Origin of the sequence: Frigoribacterium sp. CFBP 8754 (assembly GCF_014841815.1) — a bacterium.
GTDB lineage: Bacteria > Actinomycetota > Actinomycetes > Actinomycetales > Microbacteriaceae > Frigoribacterium > Frigoribacterium endophyticum.
On the sequence record NZ_JACYUO010000002.1, the window covers coordinates 680,069 to 698,431 of the forward strand.

General features: G+C 75.1%; 16 protein-coding genes. 10 read left to right on the forward strand and 6 right to left on the reverse strand.

What is annotated here, in order from left to right; all coding sequences use genetic code 11:
* Positions 1-26 precede the first annotated feature (26 nt).
* The 4 genes from IFT72_RS09585 to IFT72_RS09600 all read left to right on the forward strand — a co-directional run bounded on the left by IFT72_RS09585 (position 27) and on the right by IFT72_RS09600 (position 5,789).
* Positions 27-308, forward strand: coding sequence for a hypothetical protein (locus tag IFT72_RS09585; RefSeq protein ID WP_156370098.1), 282 nt, complete (start codon positions 27-29; stop codon positions 306-308).
* Between the two features lie 624 nt (positions 309-932).
* Complete coding sequence (locus IFT72_RS09590) at positions 933-1,895, forward strand: 3-oxoacyl-ACP synthase III (RefSeq protein ID WP_156370250.1); 963 nt, start codon at positions 933-935, stop codon at positions 1,893-1,895.
* Positions 1,892-4,666, forward strand: a complete 2,775-nt coding sequence (locus tag IFT72_RS09595) for an alpha/beta fold hydrolase (RefSeq protein ID WP_371741242.1) — start codon at positions 1,892-1,894, stop codon at positions 4,664-4,666. Before IFT72_RS09590 ends, IFT72_RS09595 begins: the two co-directional genes overlap by 4 nt.
* Positions 4,667-4,805: 139 nt before the next feature.
* Positions 4,806-5,789 carry an NAD-dependent epimerase/dehydratase family protein gene (locus IFT72_RS09600; RefSeq protein WP_192046257.1) on the forward strand — a complete coding sequence of 328 codons (984 nt, stop codon included), beginning with the start codon at positions 4,806-4,808 and terminating at the stop codon, positions 5,787-5,789.
* Between the two features lie 118 nt (positions 5,790-5,907).
* Here the strand turns inward: IFT72_RS09600 and IFT72_RS09605 are convergent, their stop codons facing one another.
* Complete coding sequence (locus IFT72_RS09605) at positions 5,908-9,483, reverse strand: bifunctional proline dehydrogenase/L-glutamate gamma-semialdehyde dehydrogenase (RefSeq protein WP_192046258.1); 3,576 nt, start codon at positions 9,481-9,483, stop codon at positions 5,908-5,910.
* A 245-nt stretch (positions 9,484-9,728) separates the two neighbouring features.
* Here IFT72_RS09605 and IFT72_RS09610 point away from each other — a divergent pair, with 245 nt between their 5' ends.
* Positions 9,729-10,760, forward strand: coding sequence for an ATP-binding cassette domain-containing protein (locus IFT72_RS09610; protein ID WP_192046259.1), 1,032 nt, complete (start codon positions 9,729-9,731; stop codon positions 10,758-10,760).
* Positions 10,757-11,599, forward strand: coding sequence for an ABC transporter permease (locus tag IFT72_RS09615; RefSeq protein ID WP_056057014.1), 843 nt, complete (start codon positions 10,757-10,759; stop codon positions 11,597-11,599). Before IFT72_RS09610 ends, IFT72_RS09615 begins: the two co-directional genes overlap by 4 nt.
* Positions 11,600-11,602: 3 nt before the next feature.
* On the opposite strand, the gene IFT72_RS09620 is transcribed toward IFT72_RS09615, so the two are convergent.
* The gene (locus IFT72_RS09620) at positions 11,603-12,310 is read right to left on the reverse strand and encodes a TetR/AcrR family transcriptional regulator (protein WP_192046260.1); all 708 of its coding nucleotides are present in this window, start codon (positions 12,308-12,310) and stop codon (positions 11,603-11,605) included.
* 145 nt (positions 12,311-12,455) lie between these two features.
* Between IFT72_RS09620 and IFT72_RS09625 the strand changes: the two genes are divergently transcribed.
* The gene (locus tag IFT72_RS09625; RefSeq protein WP_192046261.1) at positions 12,456-13,769 is read left to right on the forward strand and encodes an MFS transporter; all 1,314 of its coding nucleotides are present in this window, start codon (positions 12,456-12,458) and stop codon (positions 13,767-13,769) included.
* A gap of 27 nt (positions 13,770-13,796) precedes the next feature.
* Here IFT72_RS09625 and IFT72_RS09630 read toward each other — a convergent pair whose 3' ends face one another.
* The 4 genes from IFT72_RS09630 to IFT72_RS09645 all read right to left on the reverse strand — a co-directional run bounded on the left by IFT72_RS09630 (position 13,797) and on the right by IFT72_RS09645 (position 15,747).
* The gene (locus IFT72_RS09630) at positions 13,797-14,036 is read right to left on the reverse strand and encodes a hypothetical protein (RefSeq protein WP_056057020.1); all 240 of its coding nucleotides are present in this window, start codon (positions 14,034-14,036) and stop codon (positions 13,797-13,799) included.
* An 11-nt stretch (positions 14,037-14,047) separates the two neighbouring features.
* On the reverse strand, positions 14,048-14,257 hold the full coding sequence (locus IFT72_RS09635) for a DUF2945 domain-containing protein (protein WP_056057022.1): 210 nt from the start codon (positions 14,255-14,257) through the stop codon (positions 14,048-14,050).
* A gap of 132 nt (positions 14,258-14,389) precedes the next feature.
* Positions 14,390-14,866 (reverse strand): DUF1905 domain-containing protein, encoded by a 477-nt coding sequence (locus tag IFT72_RS16645; RefSeq protein ID WP_192046262.1) that lies wholly within the window; start codon positions 14,864-14,866, stop codon positions 14,390-14,392.
* A gap of 158 nt (positions 14,867-15,024) precedes the next feature.
* Positions 15,025-15,747 carry a LysR substrate-binding domain-containing protein gene (locus IFT72_RS09645; RefSeq protein WP_192046263.1) on the reverse strand — a complete coding sequence of 241 codons (723 nt, stop codon included), beginning with the start codon at positions 15,745-15,747 and terminating at the stop codon, positions 15,025-15,027.
* 75 nt (positions 15,748-15,822) lie between these two features.
* Here IFT72_RS09645 and IFT72_RS16040 point away from each other — a divergent pair, with 75 nt between their 5' ends.
* The 3 genes from IFT72_RS16040 to IFT72_RS09660 all read left to right on the forward strand — a co-directional run bounded on the left by IFT72_RS16040 (position 15,823) and on the right by IFT72_RS09660 (position 18,362).
* Complete coding sequence (locus IFT72_RS16040) at positions 15,823-16,233, forward strand: DUF5997 family protein (protein ID WP_192046376.1); 411 nt, start codon at positions 15,823-15,825, stop codon at positions 16,231-16,233.
* Between the two features lie 80 nt (positions 16,234-16,313).
* Positions 16,314-17,207, forward strand: a complete 894-nt coding sequence (locus IFT72_RS09655; protein ID WP_056057026.1) for a neutral zinc metallopeptidase — start codon at positions 16,314-16,316, stop codon at positions 17,205-17,207.
* Positions 17,208-17,360: 153 nt separating this feature from the next.
* Positions 17,361-18,362 carry an NADP-dependent oxidoreductase gene (locus IFT72_RS09660; RefSeq protein ID WP_192046264.1) on the forward strand — a complete coding sequence of 334 codons (1,002 nt, stop codon included), beginning with the start codon at positions 17,361-17,363 and terminating at the stop codon, positions 18,360-18,362.
* Position 18,363 lies beyond the last annotated feature (1 nt).

Sequence of the window (18,363 nt, forward strand, 5' to 3'; positions counted from 1 at the left end):
CCGGGTCGGCCCCGTAGCCTGGCCCCGTGAGACGGAAGACTGTCGAGATCGACCCCGACGTGCCGAACTGGCTGCTGACGAAGCAGGGCGGCCTGGTGCGCCCCGTCGTCACGATCGTCTGCGCCCTGCTCGTCGCGGCGAGCATCGTCGCCGCCCTCGCCGTCGGCGGAGGGTCGGTGACCGTCGTCACGGTCGTCGTGCTGCTCGCCGTCGCCGGGGCCGTCGTGTGGGCGGTGGCCGACCTCGTGTGGTGGTCGCGCGACGACCGGCGTCGCGTCGTGAAGCTGCCCCGGGGTCCACGCGCCTGATCGACCCGGGCGGCTCAGCTCTGCTCCGGTGCCCTCGACCGCGCCCACCCGCGGGGCGGTCCCGCATGGCTGATCCACTCCGGAGTGGAGGAGCACCGTGTCGCTGGCACGACTCGCGGACGACTCGCGGACGACTGTTCCACTCCCGAGTGGAGGAGCGTTCTCGGCGACCACTCCTGCTCCGCCCGACGGCTGAGCACCGGAGCGCAGACGTCGGCGGGGCCCGCGGGACGCACCGTCGCGGTCGGCAGACCCGTGCCTCCCCTGCTCGGTCCATGCCCTGATCGGCATGTCTGTGCCCCGGCAACCTGGCAACCGCCCAGCGACGACAGCCGTAAAGTAGGCGGGATGCACCCTCGCCGTGCACCCGACGCCCCGGCCCCCGACAGCCCCTCGCTCGCTCGTGCCCGGACGACGGTCGGACGAGACGCACGCGGTCGCGACACAGAACCAGCAACGAGCAGACCCAGCACGACCCAGACCCAGCACGACCCAGACACAGCACGCCCAGACACAGCCAGCCCAGGCACAACTCGACAGGGAGCCCCGTTGACCGGAGACGCCACGAGCGGCAACGCCACGACCCGCCACAGCAACGTCGCCCTGCTCGCCGTCACGAGCACCATGGCCGACCGGGTCACGACCTCCGCGAGCATCGACGAGAAGCTCCGCCCCGTGTTGAAGCGCCTGAAGCTGCCCACCGGCCTGCTGCAGCGCGTCGCCGGCGTGCACGAGCGCCGCAACTGGGGCGCCGACCAGAGCTTCGACGACGCCGCCGTCGACGCGGGCAAGCGCGCCATGGCCGAGGCGGGCATCCGGCCCGACCAGGTGGGCCTGCTGATCAACACCTCCGTCACGCGCCCGCACCTCGAGCCGTCCGTCGCCGTCCGCCTGCACCACGGTCTGGGCCTGCCGTCGTCGGCCACGAACTTCGACATCGCGAACGCCTGCCTCGGCTTCGTCAACGGCATGACCCTCGCCGCGCAGCTGATCGACGCCGGCCAGATCGAGTACGCCGTGATCATCGACGGCGAGGACGCCGACGACGTCCAGGTCAACACGATCGAGCGCCTCCTCACCAAGGGCTACGGGCGCGACGACTTCATGAGCGAGTTCGCGAGCCTCACGCTGGGCTCCGGCGCCGCGGCCGCCGTGCTCGGCCGCGCCGACCGCCACCCCGAGGGCCACCGCATCGTCGGCGGCGTCACGCGCGCCGCGACCGAGAACTACGACCTCTGCGTCGGCAGCGTCGACGGCATGTTCACCGACGCGAAGGCCCTGCTCAAGCGCGGCATGGAGCTCGTCGTCAGCGCCTGGCGCGAGGCGAAGCGCGACTGGGAGTGGCAGGGCATGGACCGCTACATCATGCACCAGGTCAGCGACGTGCACACGGGCGCCTTCGTGAAGGCCGCGGGCATCGACCGCGGGCGCGTCCCGCTCACGTACCCGACCCTCGGCAACGTGGGCCCCGCCTCCATCCCCATCACCCTCGTCGAGGAGTCCAAGACCCTCTCGAAGGGCGACCGTGTGCTGCTGATGGGCGTGGGCTCGGGCATCAACACGGCGATGATGGAACTCGCCTGGTGAGTCGCCTCCCCCGCGCCGCCCGGGCGACGTCGCCCGCGACGCTGCCGCCCGCGGGGCTCGACGGGCTCGACCCGGCGTGGTCCCGTCTCGTGACGGTGCCCGCGGGCACCGCAGGCACCGGGGGCGAGGGCCGTGCCGGAGGCGCGGAGCCGGTCGACCGCACCTGGCACCTCCTCGACACGGCGGGCTCCCTCGAGGCGCTCGGCGTCGAGCCGGTGGGCACCGTGCTCTGCGTGCACGGCAACCCGACCTGGTCGTACCTCTGGCGTCGTCTCGCCGCCCGCACCCTCGCGACCGCCGCCGCCGGCGGTGCCGCCTGGCGCGTGGTCGCCGTCGACCAGCTCGACATGGGCTTCTCCGAGCGCACCGGGGTCGAGCGCGGGCTGCCGCAGCGCGTCGCCGACCTCTCGGCGCTCACCGAGCACCTCGGCCTCGCCGGGCCCGTCGTCACGCTCGGCCACGACTGGGGCGGCGTCGTCTCGATGGGCTGGGCCGTCGACCACCCCGAGCTGCTCTCGGGGCTGATGCTGCTCAACACCGCGATCCACCAGCCCGCCGACGAGCCGATCCCGGCTCCGCTGCGGCTGACGCTCGCCCGGGGCGTGCTGGGTCGGGCGACCGTCGCCACGACCGGGTTCCTCGACGTGACGCTCGCGATCGCGCACCCGCGCCTCCCCCCGGAGGTCGCCGCGGGCTACCGCGCGCCCTACCGCGGCGCCGAGCGACGCGGCGGCATCGGCGGCTTCGTCGCCGACATCCCCGTCGACCAGCGCCACCCGAGCCGGCCCGAGCTCGACCGCGTCGCCGACGCCCTGACCCGCCTCGAGGTGCCCGCGCTGATGCTCTGGGGCCCGCGCGACCCGATCTTCGGCGACCGTTACCTCGACGACCTCGCCGACCGCCTCCCGCACGCCGACGTGCACCGGTTCGAGGGCGCCGGGCACCTCCTCGCCGAGGACGTCGACTACGCGTCCGCCGTCGAGACCTGGCTCGGCGACCGCGTCGCGGCCGCCGTGCCCTCGGCCGCCACTGCCGCCGCGGCGAGCGACGCGCAGGAGGCGCCGCCCGCCGCGCAGGACCGCCCGCTCTGGCACCACCTCGACACGCTCGCCGAGAGCGACGACACCGCCCTGATCGAGATGGTGCCGCACGGCGCCGCCCGCGCCTCCGGCCCCCGTCGGGTCAGCTGGCGGCTGCTCAGCCGTCGCGTGACCGAGATCGCCCTCGGGCTGCGGAAGCACGGCGTCCGCCCCGGCGACCGCGTGTCGCTGCTGGTGCAGCCCGGCGCCGACCTCACCGCCGTGCTCTACGCCTGCGTGCGCCTCGGCGCGGTGGTCGTCGTCGCCGACGCGGGCCTCGGCGTGCAGGGGCTGACGCGGGCCGTCCGCGGCTCGTGGCCGGACCACGTCATCGGCCAGCTGCCCGGCCTCACCGCGGCGCGCGCGCTCGGCTGGCCCGGCCGGGTCGTCTCGACCCAGCGGCTGTCGCCGGTGGTCGCGGCCGCCCTCGGCGTCGAGACGTCGCTGCCCGAGATCGCCGCGCTGGGCCGTCGTGCCGGGCGCGCTCTCGCCTCGCTGCCCGACGCGCCCGCCGCCGACGCCCCCGCGGCGATCCTCTTCACCTCGGGCTCGACCGGCCCGGCGAAGGGCGTCGTCTACACGCACGGCCAGCTGACCGCGCTGCGCGACGCCCTCGCCGACCAGTACGGCGTCGGCCCCGGCACAGGCCTCGTCGCCGGCTTCGCCCCGTTCGCGCTGCTCGGCCCGGCGCTCGGGGCGACGAGCGTGACCCCCGACATGGACGTCACCTCGCCGCGCACCCTGACGGCCCGCGCCGTCGCCGCGGCGGGGGCCGCGGTCGACGCCACCGTCGTCTTCCTCTCCCCCGCCGCCCTCACGAACGTCGTCGCGACGGCCGGCGAGCTCGACGCTCGCGACCGCACCGCCCTGGCCGGGGTCGAGACCTTCCTGTCGGCGGGGGCGCCCGTCTCCGAGCGCCTCCTCGCGGCCGCCGGCGAGCTCATGCCCTGGGCGACGCCGCACACGCCGTACGGCATGACCGAGGGCCTGCTGATGACCGACGTCACGCTCGACGGCGTCCGTGCGGCCGCGGTGGACCCCGCCGCGAACGGGGTGTGCGTCGGCGTGCCGGCGGCGACCACCCGCGTGCTGATCGCTCCCCTCGACGACCGGGGGAGCGCCTCCGACACGACCTCCGACGCCCCCGGCGTCACGGGCGAGATCGTCGTCTCGGCGCCGCACCTCAAGCGCGGCTACGACCGCCTCTGGCTGACCGACCGCGCGAGCGTGCGCGGCGTGCCGGGCGCCACCGCGGGCGCGTCCGAGCGCTGGCACCGCACCGGCGACGTCGGGCACCTCGACGACCGGGGCCGCCTCTGGGTCGAGGGCCGGCTGCCGCACGTGCTCACCACCGCGTCGGGGCCGCTGACCCCCGTCGCCGCGGAGCAGGCGGTGGAGGCGATGGCCGACGTCGCCCGCGCCGCCGTCGTGGGCGTGGGGCCCGCGGGCACGCAGCAGGTCGTCGTGGTCGTCGAGACCGCCGCCCGGTCGCGCCGCCCGGGGCTGGCCGCCGCGCCGCTCGCCGCCGCCGTGCGGGAGGCCGTGCACGCCGCCGTCGGGCACCGCGTCGCGGCCGTGCTGGTCGTCCCCGACCTGCCGACCGACGTGCGCCACAACAGCAAGATCGACCGCGCGCGGCTCGCCGCCTGGGCCGGCTCGGTGCTCTCGGGCGGGCGGATGGTGCGCCCGTGAGGGTGCTCGTCGGCCGCCGGCCGGCTCACGAACGGGCGAGTTCGACACCACCGGGCCTGCGCGCACGCCCGACCTGGTCGCACACGCCCGCCCGGCCGACGCCGGCCCCGCCGACGCCGGCCGTGACGGGGCCGACCCCGTGAGGGTGCTCGTCACCGGCGCGAGCGGGCTGCTCGGCGGCGCCGTCGCCCGGGCCGTGGCCGACGCCGGGCACGAGGTCACCACGTTCCAGCGCCGCGCCTCGGGCGTGGCGGGCGTCCGCGACGTCGCCGGCTCGATGACCGACCCGGCGGCCGTCGCCGCCGCGGTCGACGGGCAGGAGGCGGTCGTCCACCTGGCCGCGAAGGTCTCGCTGGCCGGTGCCCCTGCGGACTTCGAGGCCGTCAACGTCCAGGGCACGAGGTCGCTGGTGGACGCGATGCGCGCCTCCCGCGTGCCCCGGCTGGTGGCCGTGTCGTCGCCGTCGGTGGCCCACGGCGGCTCGTCGATCGTCGGGGAGGACGCCGAGCCCGCGTCGCCCGAGCACGCCCGCGGCCACTACGCCCGCACCAAGGCCGCCGCCGAGCGGCTCGCGCTCGCCGCCGCGACGCCCGAGCTGCGCGTCGTCGCCGTGCGACCGCACCTCGTCTGGGGCCCCGGCGACACGCAGCTCGTCGAGCGCATCGTCGATCGCGCCCGCTCGGGCCGCCTGCCGCTGCTCGACCACGGCGCGGCGCTGATCGACTCGACCTACGTCGACAACGCCGCCTCGGGCATCGCCGCCGCGCTCGAGCGCGTCGACGCCGTGTCGGGCGGCGCCTACGTGCTGACGAACGGCGAGCCGCGCACGGTCGCCGACCTGATGGGCGGCATCTGCGCCGCGGCCGAGGTGCCGGCACCGCGCCTCCGCGTCCCGGCCGGGGTCGCCCGGGCGGCGGGGTCGCTGGTCGAGCGCGCCTGGGCCGTGCGCCCGGGCAGCGACGAGCCGCCGATGACACGCTTCCTCGCCGAGCAGCTGTCGACCGCGCACTGGTTCGACCAGCGCCGCACGCAGCACGACCTGCGCTGGGCGCCGGCCGTCGACCTCGACGAGGGCCTGCGCCGTCTCGCGGCCTGGTACGCCGCGGGGGCGCCCGCCGTCTGACCGCGCGGTGCGGTGCGGTGCGACGCGGTGCGGTGCGACCGCGCCGACGACGAACGAGGTGCCCCGATCGGGGCCGTGAGCTGTGCCCAGGGCCCCGATCGGGGCACCTCGCTGTGAGCTAGATGACTCCCTCGCTCCAGGCGTCGGGGTTGCCGAAGCGGTGCGCCGTGATCGACACGGCCTGCTCGCGGAGGAACGGCAGCAGCTCGAGCCGGCCCGACGGCGTCACCGGGGCCGCGAACACCGCGACGGCGGGGTCGCCGCCGAGCGCGGAGGCGAGCTCCGAGGCGGCCGAGGCAGCGGCAGGCCCCGAGGAGGCGCCTCCCGCGTCGCCCGCCCCGGTCACCAGCCGCACGCGCTCGGTCTGCACCGCACCCGCGCGCACCCGGTCGTGCCAGGTCGCGTCGTCCTCGACGACGAGCGAGCCGGCCGCGAGGCCTAGGGCCGGGGCGAGCCCGGCGGGCAGGCCGACCGCCGTCGACACGGTGAGCGGAGCCCCGGCACGCAGCCCGGCGAGCAGCACCCGCACGGCGTCGGCGGGCGAGGCCCCCTCGGCGACGCGCACGGTCACCGGCAGGGCGCGGTAGCGCAGCAGGTCGCGCTCGAGGCCCAGGGCGCTGACGTCGCGGGCGACGCCGAACTCGTCGGCCCAGTGCTGCTCGTCGGAGGCCGCGGCCGCGGCCACCGCCGCCCGCTGCGCGGCGTCGGCGAGCAGGGGCGCCGCGGCCGAGAGGGCGGCGGAGACGGCCTGGCCGGGCCGCGCCTCCTGGGGGCCGGTGAGCTCGCCGGGCGTCCACGACCCGAGGTGCACGAGGTAGTTCGGCCCGCCGGCCTTGGCCCCGGCGCCGACCGACGACTTCTTCCAGCCGCCGAACGGCTGGCGGCGCACGATCGCCCCGGTGATGCCGCGGTTGACGTACAGGTTGCCGGCGTCGACCCGGTCGAGCCAGGTGCCGAGCTCGGCGGCGTCGAGGGTGTGCAGCCCGGCCGTGAGGCCGTAGTCGGTCGCGTTCTGCAGCTCGATCGCCTCGTCGAGGGTCTCGGCCGTCATCACGCCGAGCACGGGCCCGAAGTACTCGGTGAGGTGGAACTCGCTGCCCGGGCGGACGCCGGCGCGGATGCCGGGCGCCCACAGCCGGCCGGAGTCGTCGAGCTGCCGCGGCTCGACGAGCCACGACTCCCCCGCGCCGAGCGTCGTCAGGCCGCCGAGCAGCTTGCCCGCGGCGGGCTCCACGATCGGGCCCATCTGCGTCGTGGGGTCGGTCGGGTAGCCGACGCGCATCGTCGAGGCCGCGTCGACGAGCTGACGGCGGAACCGCTCCGAGCTGCCGACCGACCCGACGAGGATCACCAGGCTCGCCGCCGAGCACTTCTGCCCCGCGTGGCCGAAGGCTGACTTGATGACGTCGCCCGCGGCGAGGTCGAGGTCGGCGCTCGGCGTGACGATGATCGCGTTCTTGCCGCTGGTCTCCGCGAGCAGCGGGAGGTCGTCACGCCACGAGCGGAAGAGGGCGGCGGTCTCGAAGGCCCCGGTCAGGACGACGCGGTCGACCGACGGGTGCGCGACGAGGTGCCGGCCGAGCTCGCCCTCCTCGACGTCGACGAGCCGCAGCACGTCGCGGGGCACGCCGGCCTCCCAGAGGGCCTCGACCATGACGGCGCCGCAGCGCTTCGCCTGGCCGGCCGGCTTGATGACGACGCTGCTGCCCGCGGCGAGCGCCGACAGCACCGAGCCGGCCGGGATCGCGACGGGGAAGTTCCACGGCGGGGTGACCACCGTGAGGCGCGCGGGCACGAACTCGGCGCCGTCGACCTCGTCGAGCTGCTCGGCGAGGTGGGCGTACCAGGTGGCGAAGTCGACGGCCTCGCTGACCTCGACGTCGCCCTCCGCGATCGTCTTGCCGGTCTCACTCGCGGCGACCTCGATCAGGTCGGCCCGACGGGCGCGCAGCGAGGCGGCCGCGCGGCGCAGCACCTCGGCGCGGCCGCGCCCGCCGAGCGCGGCCCAGCCGGGCGCGGCGGCGACGGCGCCCGCGACGATCTCGTCCACCGTCGCGGCGTCCGTGACGCGGGCCGCCTCGATCGCGGCGGTGCCGAGCGTGCTGGTGCGGGCCCTGCCGAGGATCTCCCGGCCCCACGCCCGGTTCGCGGCGAGCGCCGGGTCGGTGTCGGGCTCGTTCTCGAAGGGGGCCGAGGCGCCGGCGACCGGCTCCGGGGAGGCGCCCCGCGCCTCCTCGAGGCGGCTCTGGACCCGGTGGGGCGCGGGCACGACGTCGTCGACCTCGGCGAGCGAGGCGAGGAACCGGCCCTCCTCGCGGGCGAACAGGGCCTCGTTCGAGGCGAGCTCGAAGACGGCCGACATGAAGTTCTCGCTCGAGGCGTTCTCCTCCAGCCGGCGGATCAGGTAGCTGATCGCGACGTCGAACTCGCGGGGGTGCACGACGGGCGTGTAGAGCAGCAGCCCGCCGACGTCGGCCTTGACGAGCTCGGCCTGGCCCTCGGCCATGCCGAGCAGCATCTCGAACTCGACGCGGTCGTGCACGCCGCGCGCCGTCGCGAGCAGGTGCGCGAACGCGATGTCGAAGAGGTTGTGGCCGGCGACACCGACCTTCACCGCGCGCGTGCGCTCGGGCGTGAGCGCCCAGGCCAGCACGCGCTTGTAGTTCGTGTCGCTCTGCTGCTTCGTGCCGTAGGTCGCGAGCGGCCACTCGTGCAGGGTCGCGTCGACGGTCTCCATCGCGAGGTTGGCGCCCTTGACGACGCGCACCTTGATCGCGGCGCCGCCGGCGTCGACGCGGGCCGTGGCCCACTCGGTGAGGTGCTGCAGGGCGCCGAGCGCGTCGGGCAGGTAGGTCTGCAGCACGATGCCGGCCTCGAGCCCGCGCAGGCGCGGCTGGTCGAGGAGGCGCGTGAAGACCGCGATGGTCAGGTCGAGGTCGCGGTACTCCTCCATGTCGAGGTTGATGAACTTCGGCCGGGCGGAGCGGGCGGCGAGCTCGTAGAGCGGGGTGAGCTTCTCGACGACGCGCTCGACGGTCTCGTCGAAGGCCCACATCGAGAGCTGGCTGACGATCGACGACACCTTGATCGAGACGTAGTCGACGTCGTCGCGGGCGAGCAGGGCGCGGGTGCCGGCCAGGCGGTGCTCGGCCTCGCCGTCACCGAGGACGGCCTCGCCGAGCAGGTTGAGGTTGAGGCGGGTGCCCTCGCGCTTGATCCCGGAGATGGCGGCGCCGAGCTTCGCCGGCCGGGCGTCGGCCACGAGGTGGCCGACCATGCCGCGCAGCACGCGGCGGGCGACCGGCACGACGACGCCGGGCAGCACCGGGGCGAGCACGCCGCCGCAGCGCACGGCGAGGCGCATGTACCAGGGCAGGAAGGCCGGCACGCGGTGCGCGAGGCCGGCGAGGTTGCGGGCGGCGACGCTGAGGTCTTCGGGGCGGACCACCCGGTCGACGAAGCCGATGGTGAACGCGAGGCCCGACTCGTCCTTGAGCACCTGCGCGAGAAGCTGGGCCGAGCCGGTGCTGGGGGCGTGCGACGCCTCCTGCGCCCAGCGGCGGGCGAGGGCGACGGAGGCGGCGCCCAGGTCGGCGGGCAGGGCCGGCGACCCGGCGGGGGCGGCGCTGCCGGCCGCGGGGCTCGTCGTCGAGGGAGCGGAGGACGGCCCGGCCGTCTGGTCGAGGGAGGTCATGCGAGAACGGTACGACCAGAACTTGCCACGCGGCAAGGTTCGTCACGAGACCGTAACGTGGGGCGGGTGTCGGGGGCACCGACGGGGACGCAGCTCGTCGCGAGGCCGTGACGTGGCGCGGCGATGAGCCGTCCACAGCCGACGGATCGTCACTGGCGCACGGCCCCGCGGGCTGATATTTTGCTGCCCAGCACGGGACCGCACCGAGGCGTTCGGTGGCGGCCCGGCGACCGGCGGAGGCCACCATGGCGATGATCGAGGCGCGGGGCCTGACGAAGACGTACCGCTCGAAGTCCGGGCCGGTGCACGCGCTCACCGGGCTCGACCTCGTCGTGCCCGAGGGCACGGTGAAGGCGCTGCTCGGCCCCAACGGCGCGGGCAAGACCACGACGGTGAAGATGCTCACCACCCTCGAGGTGCCCGACGCGGGCACGGCGACGATCGCGGGCATCGACGTCGTCGCCGACCCGCAGGCCACGCGTCGCACGATCGGCGTCTCGGGCCAGTACGCGGCCGTCGACGAGAACCTCACCGGCTTCGAGAACCTCGACATGATCGGTCGGCTCTACCACCTGGGCGCGAAGGTGTCGCGGCAGCGGGCCCGCGAGCTGATCGAGGTCTTCGACCTGAGCGCCGCCGGCGACCGCCCGGTGAAGGGCTTCTCCGGAGGCATGCGACGGCGCATCGACCTCGCGGGCGCCCTCGTGACCAACCCCCGCGTGCTCTTCCTCGACGAGCCGACGACGGGCCTCGACCCCCGCAGCCGTCTGGCCCTGTGGGAGATCATCACGTCGCTCGTCGCGGGCGGCACCACGGTGCTGCTGACCACCCAGTACCTGGAGGAGGCCGACCGCCTCGCCGACGACATCGCCGTCATCGACGAGGGCCGCGTCATCGCGGAGGGCACGGCCGACCACCTCAAGGCGCAGGTCGGCGGGCACCGGCTCGTCGTCGCGCTGGTCGACGAGGCCCGCTCCGGCCAGGCCGCCGAGGTGCTGCGGCGCCACGGCGACGCCGAGCCCACGGTCAGCGGCGACGGGCGGCAGGTCGAGGTGGCCGTGACCGACGGCCCCACGGCGCTCCAGCGGTCGCTGGCCGACCTGGGCGCGGCGGGCATCGAGCTGCACGACGCGGGCATGCGGCGCCCCACCCTCGACGACGTCTTCCTCCAGCTGACCGGGCGGAGGGCCGTGGCCGACGACGACTCCCCCGACGACGCCGGCGCCGCGACCGGCCGGAAGGGCCGTTCGGCGCGGGAGAAGGAGGCCCGCCGATGACCGCCACGGCCCTCACCCAGACCCTCGTGCCCTCGTCGAGCGCCGGGCTCGGCACCTGGGCGTCCGACGGCTGGACGGTGACGAAGCGCAACCTGATCAAGGTGAAGCGCTCGCCCGACATGCTGATCTTCGCCGTGCTGCAGCCGATCATGTTCGTACTGCTGTTCAGCCAGGTCTACGGCGGCGCCATCTCCGTCGAGGGCACCGACTACACGCAGTTCCTCATGGCGGGCATCTTCGCCCAGACCGTGGTCTTCGGCTCGACCTTCTCCGGCGCCGCCATGGCGCAGGACTTGAAGGAGGGCATCATCGACCGCTTCCGCACCCTGCCGATGAGCGCCTCCGCCGTCCTCATCGGGCGCACGAACAGCGACCTCGTGCTGAACAGCATCTCGATGGTGATCATGATGCTCACCGGGCTGGCCGTCGGCTGGCGGGTGAACGCCTCGCCCCTGTCGTTCGTCGGCGGGGTGGCCCTGCTGCTGCTCTTCAGCTACTCGTTCAGCTGGGTGATGGCCCTGCTCGGCATGAGCGTCAAGACGCCGGAGACGATCAACAACGCGTCGTTCATGATCCTCTTCCCCCTCACCTTCATCTCGAACGCGTTCGTGCCGAGCGACACCCTGCCGACGGTGCTCCGCGTCTTCGCGGAGTGGAACCCCGTCTCGGCGCTCGTGCAGGCCGCCCGTCAGTCGTTCGGCAACGTCGGCAGCACCCCGGTGCCCGACATCTGGACGCTGCAGCACCCCTACCTCACGGTGCTCGTCGGCATCGGGGTGATGCTCGTCGTCTTCGTGCCGCTCGCGGTGCGGAAGTTCCAGCGGATCAGCTCGAAGTAGACCTCAGGGAGTCGCGGGCCGGGCAGGAGTCGCCGGCCGGCCGGGCGCATCGCCCCCGTCGCGGTCGGCGACCTCGGCCCGCACGGCGGCGTCGAGCTCGTCGGTCGGCACCGTGAGCAGGGTCGCCACGACGAGCCTCATCGTCTCGGCGACGTGCACCTCGTCGCGGCGGTACAGCCACTGCAGCTGCAGGCCGTCCTGCACGGCGAGCACGACGCGGGCCGCGGTCCCGGCGGTGAACCCGTCGCGCAGCCAGCCCCGGCGCTCGGCGACGCCGAGGTACGCCGACGTCGACGACACGATGCGGTCGTAGTGGTCGGCGTAGTAGTCGTGGGCGGGGTGGTCGCTCGACGTGGCCTCGGCCGAGGCCGTGATGAACAGCGAGATCACCGCGGGCACGTCGACGTTGTACTCGGCCAGCTCGACGAGCTCGGCGAGGCGCATGCCGCCGACGTCGTCGAAGTGCTGGCGCAGCCGCTCGTCGCGGCGGCGGAGGACCGCCATCAGCAGGGCGTCCTTGGTCGGGAAGTAGTGCATCAGCGACTGGTGAGAGACCCCGCACTGCCGGGCGACCTCGCGGAGCGACGCGCCGTGGAACCCCACCTTGCCGAACACCGGCAGGGCGGCGTCGAGGATGGCCTCCCGCTTGGCGATGCCCTTGCGGTAGCGGCCCGGCGTGCGGGCGACGGGGTCGTCGGTCTCGGCGCTCATCGCGCCCAGCCTAGGTCGGGTGCCCGCGGGGCGACGGCGTGTGACGTCGCGGGAGGCCGAGGGCGGCGGGCACGGGCGGCGGCCGCGCACGGGCCGCAGGGCCGGGCGGGGGGAGCTCGCGGCCGCCGCGCGTAGAGTGCGCCGGGTGAGATGGTCGCTGCTGCGCATCCCGGCGTTCCGCGCCCTGTGGGTCGGGCGGCTGCTGTCGTGGGTCAGCAGCGGGCTCGCGCCCCTCGCCCTCGTCTTCGCGGCGATCGACCTCGGCGCCGACGCGGTGGGCGTCGGCCTCGTCGTCGCCGCCCGCTCCGTGCCGAACGTCGTGCTCGTGCTCGTGGGAGGCGCGGTGTCCGACCGCCTGCCCCGTCGCGTCGTGACCGTCGGCTCGTCGGTGCTCTCCGCCGCGTCGCTCACCGTGGCCGGCGTGCTCCTCCTCGCCGACCGCGAGACCCTGGTCACCCTCGCCGTCGCGGCGGCGGTCAACGGCGCCGCCGCCGCGTTCTTCGGCCCCGCGACGAGTGCGCTGCTCCGCGACGTCGTCCCCGACGAGGCCGTCCGCGACGGGACGGTGCTGGCGCGCACGAGCATGAACGCCGGCCTCGTCGTCGGCACGGCCCTCGGCGGCGCCGTCGTCGGGGTGTTCGGCACGGGCGCCGGGCTGATCGTCGGGGCCGTGCTGTTCGGGGCGGCGGCCGTCGTGTTCGTGCGCGTCCCCGGGGGGCCGTCCCGCGCCTCCGGCGGGGCCTCGCTGCTGCGCGACCTGGCCGCCGGCGTCGCGTTCGTCTCCCGCTCGCGCTGGCTCACCGCGACCGTCGTGCTGACGTTCGTCTACCAGTTCGCGTTCGCCGGCGGGGTGCACGTGCTCGGCCCGCTGATCGCCGACCAGTCGTTCGGGCGCGTCGCCTGGGGGTTCGCCGGGGCCGTGCAGACGGCCGGGCTCGTCGTCGGCGCCGTCTGGGCGGGGTCGCTGCGGGGGCGGCTGCGCCTGGCCACCGCGGCGCTCGGGGCCGTCGCCCTCGTCGCACCGCTGATGCTGCTGGCGGGCACCCTGGTCGACCTGCCCTACGTGCTCGACCCGCCCCTGATCGACCCGCTGCACTGGTTCTTCTGGCTCTGCGTCGGGCTGTTCGTCGCGAGCGTGGGCCTCGAGGTCTTCACCGTGCCCCTCGACGTGGCCGTGCAGCTGCAGGTGCCCCGCTCGTACCTGGGGCGCGTCTTCGCCTGCCTGACGCTCGCCTCGCTCGCCGGGATGCCCGCGGGCGAGCTCGCCGTCGGGCCTCTGTCGCGGGTGATCGGCGAGCCGCTGACGCTCACCGCGCTCGCGGGGCTCGTGACGGTCGTCGCCCTCGCCGTGGCCGCGACGCCGCGGGTGCGCCGGGTCGACGCGCCGCGCGTGCCCGCCGGGCGTGCCGACCCGGCGGACGCGGGCCCCGCGGACGCGACGGGGGCGGCCCGACCCTGAGGTCGGACCGCCCCCGTCGTGGCTGGGTCAGCGGTAGTCGCCGCGGACGATGGCCTCGGCGTACTTGCGCACGTCCGGGCCGGGCTCGTAGTCGATGAAGCGGCCCTTGAGGCGCTCGTTGAGGGCCGCGAAGGCGTCCTCCCACGAGTCGCCCTCGCCGGTCTCGGCGGCCACGTCGCGGACGGCCTCCTGCAGCACGCGGTCGGCGTCGGTGAGGATCTTGTCGCGGGCCTCGTCGTTCCAGACGACGTCGGTGAGGTCTGCCATGGTCTTCGCTCCTACTTCTTCGCGGCGGTCAGGGCGGACTCCTTGTGGGCCGCCTCCGACCCGGACTTGTCGGACTCGACGATGAAGTACGGCTCGTCGCCCGAGGCCTTGAAGGTCTGGCCGTCGAACTCGAACTCCTTCACGCGCTTCTCCTTGACGGTGCCGTGGGTCTCGCCCTGCGGCGTGTTCCACGTCACATGGTCACCCTTGCTGAACGTCATCGTTGCCTCCTGGCTGGCGGCCCGGGGTCGAGCCGCGGGTCGGTGATGGTGCGGTGCCGTGCACGCTACGCCGCGACTCCCCGGGGTTCTCGGCTCGTCGGGAGGCGGGGTACGACGACGGCCGCGCACCGCCTACGGGCGCAGCGCGGCGAGCGCAGCCTCGACCCGCCGGGCGCGGGTGGCCTCGGTCTTCGCGTCGGTGACCGACAGGGCCATGGCCTTCTGCTTGCCCGGAGGGAGGGCCGCCCAGGAGGCGCGGGACCCGTCGTCGCCGCCGATCGCCTCGTCGAGGGCGGCGGGCAGCTCGACCGTGCGGGGCTCCGTGTCGAGCCCCAGCGTGACCTCCACCTGCTGCCCGCCCTCGACGCCCGCCGCGGCGCGGTGAGCCGCCGACAGCGGCACGAGCGACAGCCCGCCCATCACGCCGACGGTGCTGCGGTAGGTGTGGCCCCCGACGGTGACGACGACCGGAGGGCGGCCGCCCGCGCCGAGGGCGGCGACGACCTCGGGCGGGACGACCAGGCCGGTGGCCGACACGCGCGCCTGGTGCACGGTCGTGGTGAAGGTGACGGGTGCGGGGGCGGCCGGGCCGTCGGCGGGGGTGCTCACGGTCGCGATCCTAGGGCGGCGGCGCGGGCGGCCACCACCCTGCGGACGCCTGCCGACCCTGCCGACGCACGAACCCCGTTCCGTTCATCGCACCCCTGCAGGACGGGGTGCGATGAACGGAACGGGGTGCGCTGCGCGCGGCGCGGCGCTGCGCCGCGTTAGCGGCTGCGGCGCGGGCGGCTGCGGCCGGTGCCGCGCTGGGGCCCGCCGCGGCCCTTGGCCGGCGTCTTCCCCTTGCCGGTGCCGCGCGGGTCGGGAGCCGACCCCTTGCGGGCCTTCGCCGGTGCGGGCTCGTCCTCGCGCCTCCTCGACCTGCTGCTGTTGGCGGTGCGGCCGCGCACGACGCCGATGAAGTCGTCGATGTCGTCGTCGAGCTGGCCCTCGGGCCAGACCAGCGCGATCGTCGTGGGGTCGAGGTCGGCGACGAAGCGGTGCGTGGTGCCCTTGACGCCGTGCAGGCGGGCGAGCGACTGCGGCATGACGGCGACGCCGGCGCCCGTGGCGACGACGGCCACGGCCTCGGCGAGCGAGAGGGCGGGGTCGAGGTCGTGGCGGTGCTCGCCGTCGAGGTCGGCGAGCGCGACCTCCTCCTCCTTGCCGAGCGCCGCGATCGGGTGCTCCTTGTGCACGACGACGACGATCCGCTCCTCGTAGAGGGGGATCACCGAGAAGTCGTCGCCGGTGGTCAGCGGCAGGCGGCCGAGCAGCATCACGACCGGCTCGTCGCCGCCGAGGGCCGCGAGGGGCTCGTCGCCGTCGACCTCGACGACGTCGAGGGGCAGGTCGCCGCGCCGCTCCTCCCACATCCGCGACCACTTCGCGAGCGTCACCCCGGGCACGAACCCCAGGCGGAAGGAGGCGCGGGTCGGCTCGGGCGTCATCGGCCCAGGCTACCGGTGCCCCCGTCGCGCCCCGGCGGGCCCGCCGGGCCGCCCNGCGGCAAGGCCCCGCAGACCCTGAAGCCCTTCACGGCCGCGAAGAAGCTCGGGGTGCACCTGCCGGCGACGCCCGAGTCGTTCCAGTCGACCCCGATCACGCGCGACGAGTTCGCCGAGCTCACGGCGAACCCGCCCGAGTGGCTGGCCGAGCTGCGCCGCACCGGCCCGCACCCCCGCCCCGTCGTCGCGCAGAAGCTCGGCGTCACCATCTCGGGCCTCGCCCGGGGCGGCGTCGAGGAGGCGCTGACCACCGACGAGATCCACGCCCTGCTCGAGCAGATGCCGGCCTGGCTCGTCACCGAGCGCGCCAACATGGCCGAGGTGCGCGAGGAGGAGCAGCGCGTCAAGGAGCGCGACGCCGGCCGCGCCGCCCTGCGCGCCGAGCGCGACGAGGCGGAGCGCCGCGAGGCCGAGCGCTCCGGCAAGTAGGCAGACCCCAGCCCGTCCCCGCCCCGCCCCGGGCGGCCGCTGGCGGGCGGCGGGCTCCCCCGTCGCGTAGCTTCTGAGCCATGTCCTTCAACGACGACGCCCGCATCGACAGCAGCAAGGTCACGCGGCGAGGCCGCGGCCGCACGATCGGCGTCGCCGGCGGCGGGGTCGGCATCGTCGGCGTGATCATCGTCGTGCTGATCGGGCAGTTCACCGGCGTCGACGTCAGCGGCGTGCTCGGCGGCGGCACCGGCTCCGACGGCGGTGCGCAGTCCGGCGAGCAGGGCGTGGCGAACTGCACCACCGGTGCGCAGGCCAACGAGGACGTCCAGTGCCGCATGGCCGGCGCCGCCGACTCCCTCGACACCTACTGGGCCACCGCGGCCCCGCAGCTCGGCGCGCAGTACGTGACGCCCGAGTTCGCCCTCTTCACGGCCGCCGTCGACACGGGCTGCGGCTCGGCCTCGAGCGCGACCGGCCCGTTCTACTGCCCGCCCGACCAGACCCTCTACGTCGACACCGACTTCTTCGAGCAGCTGCGCGAGCAGTTCGGCGCGACGGGCGGCCCGCTCGCCCAGATGTACGTCGTGGGGCACGAGTGGGGCCACCACATCCAGCAGCTGACCGGGGCGTTCGACCGGGCCGACCGCAGTGCGACCGGGCCGGGCTCCGACACCATCCGGCTCGAGGTGCAGGCCGACTGCTACGCCGGCGCGTGGGTCGGCGCCGCCTCCACCATCCAGGACGACCAGGGCACGACCTTCCTCGAGCCGGTCACCGACGCCCAGGTCGCCGACGCCCTCGACGCGGCGGCCGCTGTCGGCGACGACCGCATCCAGGCGCAGAGCGGCCAGGTCGACCCCGACACGTGGACGCACGGCTCGGCCGAGCAGCGTCAGCGCTGGTTCGAGGCCGGGCGCGCCGGCGGGCCCGGGGCCTGCGACACCTTCAGCGTGCCCGCCGCCCAGCTGTAGGAGGCGCGGGCCGGCACCCGCGACCACGCTGAGGCCGTGCGCGTCGCCGGCCGGCCGACGACCACTGGCCGCTCCGTGAGAACTCCCAGCCAGCTCCCGACCTGTCGTCCCCCGGTCGGAGCAGACTCAGGGCACGCTGCGAGGAGGCACGACATGGCACGTTCGGGCAAGGCGGTCGAGTTCGACCGGTACGGAGACATCGACGAGCTGCACTTCGTCGCCCAGGAGCTCCCCGTCCCCGCCGACGACGAGGTCGTCGTCGAGGTCGTGGCGGCGGGGCTCAACCACATCGAGAACTTCATCCGGCAGGGCGACTTCGTCGACCGCCTCCCCCTCGAGTTCCCCGCCCGGCAGGGCTCCTGCTTCGCGGGCATCGTCAAGAAGCGCGGCGCCGCGGTGCGCGACCTCGCGATCGGGGCCGAGGTGCTCGGCCACTCGATCGGCGGCGGGGCGCACGCGACCTGGGTCACCGTGCCCGCCACGGCGGTCGTCAAGAAGCCGATGAACGTCGAGTGGGAGGTCGCCGGCGGCCTCTACCTCGCCGGGGTCACCGCCTACGACATCGTCCGCGGGCTGCACCTCGGCGCGGAGGACGTCGTCGTCGTGACCGCCGCGGCCGGCGGCGTGGGGCACATCGAGTGCCAGCTCGCCAAGGCCGCGGGAGCGACCGTGATCGGCACCTGCAGCCCCCGCAACCACGACTACCTGCGGTCGATCGGCGTGATCCCGATCACCTACGGCGACGGCATCCAGGAGCGCATCGAGGCGGCGGTGACGCGCCCCGTCACGGCGTTCATCGACAACCACGGCGGCGACAACCCGGAGCTCGCGACCGCCCTCGGCGTGCCGGCCAGCCGGTTCAGCTCGAGCGACGACCGCCTCGACGTCGAGGTGCGCTTCATCACGGCCGAGCGCGACGACGCCGAGCCGGCGATGATCCTCGGCGCCCTCGCCAAGCTGATCGCCGAGAACAAGGTGCGAGTGCTCATCTCGGGCTTCTACCCGTTCGACGCGGTGGCGCAGGCGTTCGACGACCTCGCCGAGAAGCACTCCCGCGGCAAGGTCGTCGTCGGCATGCAGCCGGTCGAGACCGGCGCGCGGTCGCACTGGTACCTGTCGGGCAAGGCCCGGGCCGTCGCGGAGGCGCGGGACTGAC